Origin of the sequence: Acetobacterium sp. (assembly GCF_030652775.1) — a bacterium.
In the GTDB taxonomy this organism is placed as follows: domain Bacteria; phylum Bacillota; class Clostridia; order Eubacteriales; family Eubacteriaceae; genus Acetobacterium.
Genome location: NZ_JAUSPS010000063.1, coordinates 22,564 through 35,398, shown reverse-complemented (window position 1 = coordinate 35,398; position 12,835 = coordinate 22,564). Strand labels below are relative to the sequence as shown.

General features: G+C 44.2%; 10 protein-coding genes and 1 tRNA gene. 2 read left to right on the top strand and 9 right to left on the bottom strand.

The genetic code is table 11. The features are described 5' to 3' along the window. Positions 1-27: 27 nt before the first annotated feature. Positions 28-633 (bottom strand): SOS response-associated peptidase, encoded by a 606-nt coding sequence (locus Q7J41_RS10995; RefSeq protein ID WP_304888020.1) that lies wholly within the window; start codon positions 631-633, stop codon positions 28-30. Between the two features lie 411 nt (positions 634-1,044). On the opposite strand from Q7J41_RS10995, the gene Q7J41_RS10990 reads away from it, so the two are divergent. Next, positions 1,045-2,208: an iron-containing alcohol dehydrogenase gene (locus Q7J41_RS10990; protein WP_304888018.1), complete on the top strand. Its 1,164-nt coding sequence runs from the start codon at positions 1,045-1,047 to the stop codon at positions 2,206-2,208. A 233-nt stretch (positions 2,209-2,441) separates the two neighbouring features. Here Q7J41_RS10990 and Q7J41_RS10985 read toward each other — a convergent pair whose 3' ends face one another. The 4 genes from Q7J41_RS10985 to Q7J41_RS10970 form a co-directional block, all read right to left on the bottom strand. Then, complete coding sequence (locus Q7J41_RS10985) at positions 2,442-3,707, bottom strand: hypothetical protein (protein WP_304888016.1); 1,266 nt, start codon at positions 3,705-3,707, stop codon at positions 2,442-2,444. A 51-nt stretch (positions 3,708-3,758) separates the two neighbouring features. Beyond that, entirely contained in the window at positions 3,759-5,633 is a 1,875-nt protein-coding gene (locus Q7J41_RS10980; RefSeq protein WP_304888014.1) for an ABC transporter ATP-binding protein, read from the bottom strand. Continuing rightward, the gene (locus Q7J41_RS10975) at positions 5,630-7,369 is read right to left on the bottom strand and encodes an ABC transporter ATP-binding protein (protein WP_304888012.1); all 1,740 of its coding nucleotides are present in this window, start codon (positions 7,367-7,369) and stop codon (positions 5,630-5,632) included. The genes Q7J41_RS10980 and Q7J41_RS10975 overlap by 4 nt, the downstream gene beginning before the upstream one ends. 300 nt (positions 7,370-7,669) lie before the next feature. Then, positions 7,670-8,275 (bottom strand): hypothetical protein, encoded by a 606-nt coding sequence (locus Q7J41_RS10970; RefSeq protein ID WP_304888010.1) that lies wholly within the window; start codon positions 8,273-8,275, stop codon positions 7,670-7,672. A 359-nt stretch (positions 8,276-8,634) separates the two neighbouring features. Between Q7J41_RS10970 and Q7J41_RS10965 the strand changes: the two genes are divergently transcribed. Further along, positions 8,635-9,063 (top strand): DUF3788 domain-containing protein, encoded by a 429-nt coding sequence (locus tag Q7J41_RS10965; protein ID WP_304888008.1) that lies wholly within the window; start codon positions 8,635-8,637, stop codon positions 9,061-9,063. 141 nt (positions 9,064-9,204) lie between these two features. On the opposite strand, the gene Q7J41_RS10960 is transcribed toward Q7J41_RS10965, so the two are convergent. From Q7J41_RS10960 to Q7J41_RS10945, 4 genes are all read right to left on the bottom strand, one after another. Further along, positions 9,205-9,294 (bottom strand) — tRNA-Ser (locus Q7J41_RS10960). Between the two features lie 182 nt (positions 9,295-9,476). Beyond that, positions 9,477-11,399, bottom strand: coding sequence for a CotH kinase family protein (locus tag Q7J41_RS10955; RefSeq protein WP_304888006.1), 1,923 nt, complete (start codon positions 11,397-11,399; stop codon positions 9,477-9,479). Positions 11,400-11,413: 14 nt separating this feature from the next. Further along, positions 11,414-12,085, bottom strand: a complete 672-nt coding sequence (locus Q7J41_RS10950; protein ID WP_304888004.1) for a DUF4956 domain-containing protein — start codon at positions 12,083-12,085, stop codon at positions 11,414-11,416. A 31-nt stretch (positions 12,086-12,116) separates the two neighbouring features. Continuing rightward, on the bottom strand, positions 12,117-12,791 hold the full coding sequence (locus Q7J41_RS10945) for a polyphosphate polymerase domain-containing protein (RefSeq protein WP_304888002.1): 675 nt from the start codon (positions 12,789-12,791) through the stop codon (positions 12,117-12,119). Positions 12,792-12,835 lie beyond the last annotated feature (44 nt).

Genomic DNA, 12,835 nt, shown 5'->3' with positions numbered 1-12,835 from the left:
TAACCTCCATTTTACTTAATTTCTTTATTATAAAATAAAACTAACTTGTTTTTCACCCTGAATCAATTCCTTTTTGAGGGCAACCCGATTTTCATTCATGATTTTTATCGCAGTTTCGGTGGAATACAGAAAGTCTATTGCCTGGTCTGCTGGAATCACCACCGGCATTCGGTTGTGAATCGGCGCGACCAGTTCCACCGGGGGTTTAGTCATAATCATAAACTCATCAAAACCCTCTGTTTGTCCATGGAAAAAACCCCCGAGATAAATAAGCTCCTCGGTACCGGTAAATCGGAATTTCTCTTTTTTCTCATTCCATTCATAAAAACCTTTCGCTGGAATCAGACAACGGCGATTCAGAAAGTCATCCCGGAAAATAGCTTTTTCCATCACCGTTTCCGAGCGGGCATTAATCAGCAGGGTCTTTTTTCCAAAATGCCGATGATATCCCCATTTTTTCAACTCCAACTCCATTCCCTGACGATCCTCCCGGGGGGCATAAACCGGTGCCAGATCGGTGGGATAAATATCCCCATTTTCTATCGCCGTTTGATACTTCTGATTGACTTCTTCAACGATTGCCTTGATCGCTCTTTCCTCTTTATCAGAATATAGCATATAACGTCCACACATTTTTATTCCCCCATTTTCTATCTTGCTGAATTAAGTTAACAACCACCCATCTTGTGCATTGGTGTGTCATCAGCCCCTTAATATTTGTTTTTGGCTTCTTCTTTTTTTATTTTCCGACATTCATTTTCTACTTCTCAATCCCCAGTGTGTCAACAAAATTACTTCTTTAACTTCCCTCTTATTTAGCTTTGTTCCTTTATTGTAAACCCAATCCTCCCTTTGCACAAATTTTATTAACAGCGTTTGAAAGTGATCTAGTCACTGAACGAAGATCTCCTGTGGCTATAATAAGTACAAGAGAATTAACAAGCGGCCTGACAAACATAACACAAACTTTCATAAATGAATGCGTGCTCTACTCATGATGTTTGGCATAGATGAAGAAATCAAAACTCAAAGGAGATTTATCAAATGGCTGTTGCAGATCAAGTTTTTGGGTATTTTATGCCCGTAGTGAATTTAATGGGACCCGGTGCAGTAAAAGAAGTTGGCGAACAGGCCAAAGGACTTGGTGCGAAAAAAGCATTAATTGTAACCGATGAAGGTATGACAAAAATGGGCGTAGCAGACCAGGTCAAGGATATTATTGAGGCTTCAGGGCTGAAAGTTGTTATCTTTTCAGGCGCCCAGCCAAATCCAACCGACCTCAATGTTGCTGACGGTTTTAAAATATTCACCAAAGAAAAATGTGATTTGATTGTATCATTAGGAGGCGGATCCTCACATGACTGTGCCAAAGGAATCGGCCTCGTTGCTGGCAACGGCGGCAATATCCGTGATTTTGAAGGGGTAAATAAAAGCACCAAACCAATGACCCCACTCATTGCCATCAACACCACCGCTGGAACCGCCAGTGAAATGACACGTTTCTGTATTATTACCAATTCGGAAACCCATGTAAAAATGGCGATTGTTGACTGGAGAGCGACTCCAACCGTCTCGATTAATGACCCCGTCCTGATGATGGGCATGCCAGCCAGTTTAACCGCCGCCACCGGAATGGATGCCTTAACCCATTCGGTTGAAGCGTATATGTCAACCATTGCCACCCCCATCACCGATGCGGCTGCGTTAATGTCAATGAAACTCATCGGTGAAAACCTCCGTCAGGCCGTCGCCAACGGCCAAAACTTTGAAGCCCGTAACAATATGGCCTATGCACAGTTTTTAGGCGGTATGGCATTTAATAATGCCAGCTTAGGTTATGTCCACGGAATGGCTCATCAGCTGGGAGGTTTTTATGATCTTCCCCATGGTGTTTGCAACGCCATCTTGCTACCTCACGTTCTTAAATTCAACCTCAACAGCAATCCCAAACGTCTGGGTGATATTGCGGTTGCATTGGGTGAAAACATTCACGGTCTTTCCGTCAGAGACGCTGCTGAAAAAGCGGTACAGGCGATTATTCAGCTTTCAGAAGATGTTGGAATCCCAACCGGTTTAACTGCCCTTGGAGTCAAGGAAAAGGATTTCAAACTAATGGCTGAAAACGCCATGAAGGATGCCTGCAGCGGAACCAATCCAAGAACGGCCAAACTAGAGGATGTTATTCAAATCTTTAAAAATGCAATGTGATTCTCACAGCGACCATGCTGACAACCGATTATAGCCAAGAACCCCAGATGCAAAAAGGAGGAACTCCAAACAGAGTTCTTCCTTTTTTAAGTTATCTATAACTGGCGCTGGCAGTTCATCATTCGTTATGCTCATCTTTTCATTGACCTATCCGAACCATGGTGATAAATTGTTAGAGCTACCCCATGGAATGGCCCAAGCCGTGATTCAATCTTGGTTCTGATCCGGCTGATCTACATCTCCGTCGCAATGAGTATGACATCATCGATGGTGTACCCGGCGATGTTTGTAAAGTTGGCATAATTTCGCTTTAGCTTTTTATAAAGCTTTTTCGTATAGTTCATTCTAAAAGGTAGATATTTTTCGATGGCCTTGATGTATTCTTTACTATAATAATCCTGGTTTTGTGAAATAGCTTCAAATATCAGGAGAATCAGATTTTTCTGTAAAAAGAGTTTCATTTTACGGGATTCCTCATGATCAAGATTTTCATCTAAATCTGACATTATCATACTTGAAAAATCAAACAAAGCATTGGTTAGCTTATCTAATGGCCACTTTTTTAAAGTTACCGAAAAAATGGTCATGTGTCCATTCTCCCGATCCTCTTTGGCATCCTGTAAATCATCACATAATTGAAGCAGCACGCCATATGCAAAGGCAAAATCCATCTGCGCATCAGAAAGTTTGCCATTTACTAAATAGGCATCTGCCAGTACGGACGCTCCGCCTTTCTCAGCACTTATTCCCAAGACGTCTCTTTCGTAAGGGGAAGTCATCTCATTATGCTGCATCAGACTATTATATTGGGCATCGTGAATAGCTAAGAGACTTTCATATAATTCTTCAAAACCCACTCTACTATATTGGCTCTCAATCATCCCAACAAAATTAAATAAGGCCGCTTCGTAGGCATTATTTGCTTCTACTTGTTCACCTTCTAACCGGCTTCTAAAGCGTTCACTAACCTGTTGTTTATCCTCCAAGGATACTTCCGGGTCATCTAAATAATTATCGGTATACGGATAAAGCATACTATAGGCAAAAATTGAAGGGGTATACTCGACCTTGACCTGAAACAAAACCTGAAGCAGATTCATAATCCAGACATTTCTGAGGGCTTGCAGCATGTTGTCCAATTTTATCTCTGCGTTAAACGCTTTTACCCTGCAAATAAACTGATGCGTTACGGTTGGAAGGGCTTCGGCAAAATCTTGATTAATCGCCTCTTCCGTAAAACCCGACCGTTCTGCAAAGTTTTTTATCAGCGCCCATAAGTTGTTTTTCCAGGCCGTTTGTAAGTCTTTATTCTTAGGGCATTGTTTTAAATGCAAAAAAAGGTCATTGATAAACTGATTCATGTCCTTTTCGCGGGTCATTTTTTCTTTGATGCTAATTTCTTCGCCCAAAACAGGGAAACACTTGTCCGTGCTCCACCATCGCTTGATATTTTCACACTTAAGTTTTTCTATCATTTCATCTACAACTAAATTATCCAAAATTCCTCCCTACTTAAATCCAACCACTGTTTCTCGTGCTGTTAGGTATTTTCACACCACCAGATTATTAAATTGGCTATTATACAAATCGGCATAAAATGTACCTGCGGCCAGCAATTCCTGATGGGTTCCCGTTTCAACGATGGTACCGTTTTTCATTACCAGAATCAGATCCGCCGACTTGATAGTGGAAAGCCGATGGGCAATAACAAAGCTGGTTTTTCCCTTCATACTCGAAAGCATCGCTTTCTGCACCTGCAATTCAGTTTTGGTGTCAACGCTGGAGGTCGCTTCATCCAGAATCATCAGGGCGGGATTAGCCAGCATCGCTCGGGCAATGGTCAACAGCTGCATTTGCCCCTGGGAGACCGTTCCTTCTTCATTAGAGATCACCGTATCATAGCCTTCTGACAAAGTCCTTATAAAATGGTCGCATCGTGCCGCCTTGGCCACCTGAATAATTTCTTCCCGGGTGGCATCCATCTTGCCATAGGCAATGTTCTCGGCAATCGTTCCTTTAAAGAGCCAGGTATCCTGAAGTACCATTCCGACCATCCGCCGCAGTCCGCTTTTGGTCAGCTCTTTAACATCAATTCCATCGACTTTTATCGTGCCGCCATCCAGTTCGTAGAACCGCATCAATAGATTGACCAGGGTTGTTTTACCGGCACCGGTAGGCCCGACAATGGCCACCATCTCGTTGGGTTTGACGGTAAAGCTGACATCCTCCATCAACAGTTCATCAGGATGATAACCAAAGCGGACATGTTCAAATGCCACCGCTCCTTCCGGTTGGGTAATCTGTTTGGGCGTGCTGGTTTCAGGCACCTCTTCGGGTTCGTCCAGAAATTCAAACACCCGTTCCGCCGATGCCAGGGCGGCCTGCATCGAATTGATAAAGTAGGAAGACTGGGTAATCGGATCGGCAATCTGATTGACATACTGCAAAAAAGCTTGCACCGTTCCAATCGTCATCGTGCCATTAATCGCAAAAATCCCCCCGACAATGGCCGTTACTACAAAACTCAACTGGGTCAAAAAGCGGATCGCCGGATAGATGGCATAGATCACAAATTGCGATCTTTTGTTGGCTTGATACTGCCGATCACTCAACTCCCGCTCAGTTTGAATGACCCGCTCCTGTTGGTTGAAGCTTTTGATAATCAGGTTTCCGGTATAATATTCTTCGATTTTTCCGTTTAGTTCCCCTAGTACCTTCTGATTTTCATAGAAAATGGCCAACGTTTTTCCGGAAATCCATTTGGTCGCAAAAACACTTAGCGACATCGTCGCAATGATGATCACCGCCATGACAGGGCTTAGGACAAACATAATAACAATGCTGAAAGTAAGGTTACAGACGGCATTGGTAAACTGCAACGCCCCGGTTTTTAAAATCTCGGCAATCTTATCGGGATCATTGGTGGTTCGGCTTAAAACCTCTCCGGTTTCATTGGCATCGTAATAATGCAGCGGTAGCCTGGTAATCTTTTCGCTTATTTTCTCCCGCAGCGACAAGGCTAACTTTTCACCCACACTGGCCATGGTATATTCCTGGAGAAAGGAGAATGCCGCCCCAATCAGATAGGCCATCAGTAACAATAACAGGGACAGCCCCACGATCTTGGCCAACTCTTCAAAACCGCCGCCGATGCCGTTGGTACTGATGGCCTGAATCAGTTGATCCAGAGCTTTCCCCATGATAATGGGGGTAAAAGCATAAAGCCCGTTACTGACCACCGCTGCCAGCAGGATGATCACTAGGGCTCCCTTTTGTTTTAACAGCAGCCCCATTAATCGTTTGGCTGAAGCCTTTGAATTTTTGGGGATATCTTCCATTTCAGATAAGTCTTCCATTTTAGGCATGTCTTTACTATTAAGCGCTTGCTTATTTTCTTGCTGTGGTTTTTTTCGTTGTTTCTTCATAAACTGTCAGCCTCCGTTTCACTGAGCTGAGACGCAACGATTTCCTGATAAACGAGGCAGCTTTTCATCAGTTCACCATGGCTACCGATGCCGGCCATCCGGCCGGCATCCAGCACGATGATCTGATCGGCCTCGATAATGGTGCTGACCCGTTGAGCCACAATCACCATCGCCGCATCCGCCATCTCTTTTTTCAGTGCTTTTCTAAGCGCCGCATCGGTTTTAAAATCCAGGGCTGAAAAGCTGTCGTCAAAAATATATACCGGGGCTTTTTTTACCAGCGCCCGGGCAATGCAAAGCCGTTGCTTCTGGCCGCCAGAAAAATTGGTGCCGCCCTGAGCCACCGGACTTTGATAGCCTTCCGTCAGCTCGGTAACGAAGTCATGCGCCTGGGCTATTTGGGCGGCATGTTCCAACTCTGCCGGAGTTGCCTGGCTGTTTCCCATCCGCAGATTGTCGGCAATGGTACCACTAAAGAGAATCGCCTTCTGGGGCACATAACTGATGCCTTCCCGCAGCTCATGCTGGGTCATCTGACGGATATCCGTCCCCTCCAGGGTGATCGACCCGCTGGCCACATCATAAAGACGCAGCAACAGACTGGCAATGGTACTCTTGCCCGACCCGGTGCCACCGATAATGGCGGTGGTTTTACCCTGCTCACAAGAAAAGCTGATGCCCTCCAAAACCGACTCCTCAGCGCCCCGATAGGAGAAGCTGACCTGATCAAAGACGATTTTTGCCGGATTAGCGGGGTTTCGCAAGGCCTGTGCCTGGGTTTTATCCGCAATTTCCGGGATTGTATCCAATACTTCCTGTGTTCGATCCAGACAGGCTTTCATTTTCGGTAACATCACCATCACCATCGAAGACATAATCAGTGCGATCAACAAAAGAATGGTATATTCTGAAACGGCGATAATGCCGCCGACCTGAATTTCGCCGTTGAGCACCAGAAAACTGCCAAACCATAACACCGCCACCATACTAATCCCGACAATCGACCAGATCAGCGGACTGAACACTGCAAAGGTCTTATTCAGGCGAATCACGTTGTCGGCGTAATTTAAAAAAGCTTGATTGGTTCGTTTTCGTTCGAATTCGGAATTGTCAAAGGCTCGGATCACCCGAACTCCGGTAATCGCTTCGCCCATGATGCGATTAATGACATCCAACCGTTTTTGGATGGTTTTCGAGATCGGGCTGGCTTTGATGAAGATAAGGTAAATGGCCAACATAAAAACAACCATCGCAATGATGGGAATCATTACCAGTGATGGACTCACGCCAATGGTCATGACAATCGCTGTTATCGCAATAATCGGAGCCGGCAGAATCATTTGGGCAAACATAATCACGGTCTGCTGGATGACCGTAATATCACTGGTTGCCCGGGTAATCATTGAAGCGGTACTAAAATGGTTGAAATCACGGATTGACAAAATTTGGGTTTTGTCAAAAATCCGGTCGCGCAGGTATTTTCCTGAAAGTGCCGCTAAATCAGCACTCAGGTAGCTGGCCCATAAGGAAATCAGGGCCGATAATCCCACTGCTGCCAGCATCTGAAAACCCAATATCACAATTGCCATCAGATCTTTTTTGAGAATCCCGTCGTCGATAATTTTGGCCGCAAAATAGGGCACCGCCAACATACTGAAGGACTGGATCACCGTTGCCAGAATAATTAAAAACAGCATCACTTTTTTTTCTTTTAAAAATTGGATTAAATAGGTCATTGATCATCCCTCCTGTCTTGTTGTTCAATTGCAGAGTCACTACCCCTATCATAAACGATACCGTACCTCAACAGTCAAGCCCTTTAAGGCAATTAAAAATTTTTTTATCCAAAAGCTGCCGCCCGCTGACAGTTTCACCATTCTTTTCCCAATTCGTTAAGTTGCACCTACCCTGTGGATCAGATTATTTAACCTCAAAAAAGACCGTAAAATTCAGATATTTAAAAATACAGTCCGCTTTTAATCCTCATTAAGAAGTTTGTTGTAATTGGTGGGACGGCATCATCCGTTTTGTGATATCTATACCAACCGATCAAGGGTATTATTGGGATTTCCTTTACTATCTGCTGCTCCATCATTTACTTCCTGACCGGCTTTTGCCGCAGCTCCCCACGCCGCATTATAAATAGAACACATTTCCATTTGACGACCCGTTTCTGCCTTTGTATTTAACATCGTCCAACCACCATTTGAATATTTTGCAACCATTTCGCCATTGCCATCATAGAATTCAGCGTATTCTACTAAATCCGATTCTTTTTGATACTTTACTTTTCCTTCAAAAATCAAGGCAATCCAATCGATTGGTTTTAGAATATCCAGATCACTTTTTAATGCTTTTTGTAAACCTTCGGTAATAATTCTGCTTCGATCTGGTGATACTTCCGAAACATATTTTTTCGCCAATTTGTTAAATCCCACTGATTCGTTCTGAAATTTTCCGGCTTTCTGATCCATTATTGCTTGTTCAACTATGGCTTGTTCGTATTCACAATCACTAATACCAGATTCTTTTTTTGTATTAACATGAACATCTGTAAAATCCGGCAACCGAACCCCAGCAATTTTTCCGGTTCCTGAAAACATGCGATTCTGTGTCACATAACTATTGTTGGTAACATACATGATTGATTCCCCCTTTATCGTGATTGTCTTCAAGTCCTTTCAACTTTAAGTTAAATAGACCGGTCACGCTAATGTATTTTTTATCATTACTATCATTATACGCCTCTACCCATCAAAAATCGATGGCATTTTTCATTTTTTCGCCACGTATATTCTTTATTTTCACTTTTCTTGACAAAAGTAAAAGATTTACTCAAATGCATCCCTCCCATTTTTTTCAAATTAACTTGACCTCCCTGGCACATGGTGATAAATTCTAATTATAAAATTATCGGTGATTGGGAAAGTACCCTGGGCTTTGCAAACTGCTCCAGCACCTCTACGTTCTACGATTACCAGAAAAATATTGGAGGTTCCTCATGGAATGGAGTCAGTCTTTTGAACAGATTCATGAGCCAACAATGGCCGAGATGATCAGTTTCGTCAATAATCCCCTCTGGGTTGATTTACAAAGCTTTATTGAAACCGCCTATCACATTAAACCGATCATGAATTATAGCCGCTGTTCCGCACAGCGTGGCTGGAATTTGAAGTACCGAAAAAGCAGCAAATCGCTTTGCGTGCTCTATCCCATGGATGGTTATTTCATTGCCCTGGTAGTAATCGGAAACAAGGAGCAAAGTGAAGCAGAAGCCTACCTTCCCCAGGCCAGCCCGGAAATTCAAGCCCTCTTTGCCAGGACACCCTTTGCTGCCGGCGGCCGCTGGCTGATGATTCCTGTTACCTCTGAACGGATTCTGGAAGATGTGAAAAATCTGATTCAAATCCGGGTCCAACCCAAGCAGTGATGGGCGATATTTAAGGCTCTGCAACGATCCTTATCGGTGTCATTAATCGCTTAAGGGTAAACTAAGGGGGCAACTTTACCAAACGGCATAAAAAAAACAGCCACAAACGGCTGCATCATAACATTTCTTCATTAAATAAAATGGCGGAGAGAGAGGGATTTGAACCCTCGGTACGCTTACACGTACACACGCTTTCCAGGCGTGCTCCTTCGACCACTCAGACATCTCTCCTAAGGTAGAACAAAAAAATTTATTCGATTTTTTCATGCTTGTTGATTATACGGTAATTGGTGATAAAAGTCAATCTTTTCTTTGCCAAACCACTGGTTATATTAGAACAGCGGCGATTGCCCAATGGCTCCCGCCGCTGTTCAATATCAGGTTTATCATTAATGCTCTTAATCCGCTTGAGCTTATCGCTTATAAAGTTTCGTCACCAGAATACCCATAACCAGCAGCAGACAAGCCCCCCCTAACAGAATCAGGGTCGTGAGATCCCAATTTGTTGCTGTTGCGCCATTGGGATTGGTGCGGTTGTTTTGCAGGCCGTTCTCACTGGTTGGAGCGGCTTGCCTATCCCCGGTCTGGTTCTCGGCAGTGGTTGTTGCTTCACTGCTATCTGCTGGTTGGGTGGTTGCTGCTGCGGTTGTCTCACCCTCGGGTCGGGTCGGTGGTTGCCCCTTGGCGGACTGTTGAGTGGTTGCTGTTGTTGTCTGAGCGCCTTTCATTGGGTCGGAGCTTGCTGTTTGATCCGTCCCTTGATCGGTTGGTGTTGTCATGTTTTTGTCCATCCCACCGCCCATACTGCTGCCCAGGGCAGAAACATCCAGACTGCTGCCATCGAGTCGCAGCGTTGGCTGAGCCGCCTGTCCTTCGGTAGTGGCCGGTATCGTGCCATCCAGCTGACCACTGATGCTCTCGGCTCGGAGCGTACAGAATTGTTCCAGAACGGTAACCCCGGCTTGATACTCTTCATAAGTGCAAAAAGCGGTAGGATCGTCTTTGACATAGTCGGATATCAGGGCGGTGGCCTGATCGATGGTCTCGGTGTATTGGCCGCTTTCAAAGTAGCCAGCGATAAATTCCGCAAAATATTGATGGTATTGTTCAAGATATGCTTCATTGGAAAGCAGTTCATTGAGTAGCGGCCGCTCGTCCATGGTGGTACCAGATACCGGGGTATCGATGGGGTAATTCACCAGGGTTGTCGCTTCGTCGGTACTGGCGGTGGTTGTTTTTGTTCCGCCTCCCATTCCGCCGCCGCTGAAATTGCTGAAGGCCAGATTATAATCCCAGCCAATCATCGATAATTGGCCTTCTTCTTCCCGCAGGTAGTAATTGTGTTTCATGCTGCCGGTATAGCTATCGTAATTGTTCACAAAATTATGCACCACAAAGTATTTGAGCACCGCTTCCACATCCACTACTTCTTTCAGGTTTTCCCCGGCGTTCAGCTGTTTAATTGAGTCGATCAGTCGCTCTTTATCGCTGGTAGTGACGTCAAAAACAGCGCCTTCCCAGATATTCTCATAACTGGACAGTTCGTCGTCTGAATAAATTAACGCCACATCATTTCCCGCGGCTCCGCCCATATTCCCCATTTGACTGATGTCCGGCATACTGCTCTGATCCGGCATTTCGCTCATATCAGGCATTTGGCTCATGTCTGGCATTTGGCTCATGTCCGGCATTTCGCTACCGCCCATTTGCATGCTGTCCGGTTTATAGATATTACCATAATCTGAGCCGTAATTTCGCTCAGCAAAGGCTTCTTCCACCCCTTCCACGGCCAGATAGAGTCCAAAATATTCGCCGTTGACAGACACCTTAACAAAGCTGGATAGCGGTGCTGCCACCCCCATATAGGCCATCATGTCGTAGCTCAGGTATTCTTTTAAATACGTATTGTCCGAAATGATATTGTTAAGGTTCAGCTTGTCCAGGCCATGGTAAGTTAAGCCATCACTATATTTATCAAAATCAATTTTAAAACTGTAACGCTCCGAATCCGACGAGACCACGCTGGAAAGGGATGAATTCCCCTTGGGTCGAATGGCTACATTGTCCAGCTTTTCACCGTCAACGGTGACAGCACAAAGCTGATATTCTTCTTCTGCCGCATTCTCCTGAAGACTAATCCAATCTGTTTCACTAATCTCAATATCGATGATATGAACCACCGTGTCATCAAATAATGTCGTTACATAGCTTAAATCGGCGCTGGTACCGGCGATAATCCCAAGGCTTTCGCCGAAATAAGCGAAACCAATGCCAATGATCAGAGTGAAGATACCAATGATAATGCAAATCCGTTCAATATTCTTGTGATCTGCCAATGCGGTCACCTCTCTTAATTCATAAATTCGCCATTATAACTGACTAGGACGGCGTGGTTCACATTTTCCAACTCAACCACATTATTAATAAAGTCGGTATTATCATTCTTGAGACGCACCTCAATATTCAGTTCGATACCGTCTTTAGAAACAGTTTTATTTTTGATAATGCTTTTGCTTACATTTGTATCGATATATCTTTTTACTTCCGCTTCGGCTTCCCGGTCATTGCAGTTGACGACGACAATATAAGGCATTTCATTTGGCTTGCGGTTGATAAATACCAACAAAATAATACCGATCAGTACCGAGCCCAGAATCGCCAGAGGAATCATTCCTGCTGACAGTACAATACCTGCTGCAATCGACCAAAATACAAAGGCAATGTCCAGTGGTTCTTTGACGGCGGTTCGAAACCGGACAATCGAAAGTGCCCCAACCATCCCCAAGGACAATACCACATTGCTGGTGATGGCCAGCATCACAAAGGTCGTAATCATACATAAAGCAATCAATGTGACCCCGAATCCGGATGAATACATGACTCCTTTATAGGTCTTTTTATGAACAAGGTAAACAAACACACCAATACCAAAGGCCAGAATCAAGGCTATGGTAACATCGATCATCGACACTGATGTTACGTTTTCTAAAAAATTCGAATTAAAAATATCGTTAAAACTCATTTAGTTTCTCCTCGTTGATTTTAATAATTTGTCAGCTGTAAATTCGACTGGCCGCATATTTTGAAAAGGCCGTTTGACGTCTGCCATCCAGTTGAATGATATTTGAAATGACCTCCGGGATAAAACTATCATATTTCACCTCCAGCAAAATCTGCTGATATCCTGCTGTGACAGTGGGTAAATTGGAATTAAACAGATCCGTGCTGAAAAGACCGGTTCGAATATCCCGGTCAATGGTTACCCGGACATTGCCCGGCCCGTATACAAAGGCCTCCCGTGTATAATCAACGATGGTCTTGGGCCTGAGCTGTCCAGACTTCATCTTGGAGTATAACTCCACCACTAAAGGTTCATCACTTTGCGCCATCCATTCAGTTTTACACGATAAAATCGCCTCTGCCTGGTCTTTGGTAATGGGAGCTTTAATCTTTGAACAAAGCCCATTTATTTTGCTTTTTTTTTCGAGATTAATAAACTGAAAATCCTTGTTATAACAGCGAATCCTGAATTTTTCCCGACCGTTGATCCCACTGATCTTTTCCTGCAGGGCAACATCCCTGTAGTTATCAAAATACAGGCTGCGAATATGATATTCGCCATCTTCATTGGTATTTACATCCGGCTGCATCACTGCTTTTAATTTGCTACGCAATATCAGATAGTCCATATAGTTGATGTAATGCTTGTGTTCATGCCTAAATTGCATGTCGCACCTCCTTGTTTAGATTTAACATGTTCTTAACATAGAGA

Excerpts from the sequence above, each read along its gene's own strand:
- Q7J41_RS10945 (WP_304888002.1), bottom strand. The coding sequence starts at position 12,791 with ATGCAATTTAGGCATGAACACAAGCATTACATCAACTATATGGACTAT.
- Q7J41_RS10990 (WP_304888018.1), top strand. The coding sequence starts at position 1,045 with ATGGCTGTTGCAGATCAAGTTTTTGGGTATTTTATGCCCGTAGTGAAT.
- Q7J41_RS10995 (WP_304888020.1), bottom strand. The coding sequence starts at position 633 with ATGTGTGGACGTTATATGCTATATTCTGATAAAGAGGAAAGAGCGATC.
- Q7J41_RS10980 (WP_304888014.1), bottom strand. The coding sequence starts at position 5,633 with ATGAAGAAACAACGAAAAAAACCACAGCAAGAAAATAAGCAAGCGCTT.
- Q7J41_RS10965 (WP_304888008.1), top strand. The coding sequence starts at position 8,635 with ATGGAATGGAGTCAGTCTTTTGAACAGATTCATGAGCCAACAATGGCC.
- Q7J41_RS10975 (WP_304888012.1), bottom strand. The coding sequence starts at position 7,369 with ATGACCTATTTAATCCAATTTTTAAAAGAAAAAAAAGTGATGCTGTTT.
- Q7J41_RS10950 (WP_304888004.1), bottom strand. The coding sequence starts at position 12,085 with ATGAGTTTTAACGATATTTTTAATTCGAATTTTTTAGAAAACGTAACA.
- Q7J41_RS10970 (WP_304888010.1), bottom strand. The coding sequence starts at position 8,275 with ATGTATGTTACCAACAATAGTTATGTGACACAGAATCGCATGTTTTCA.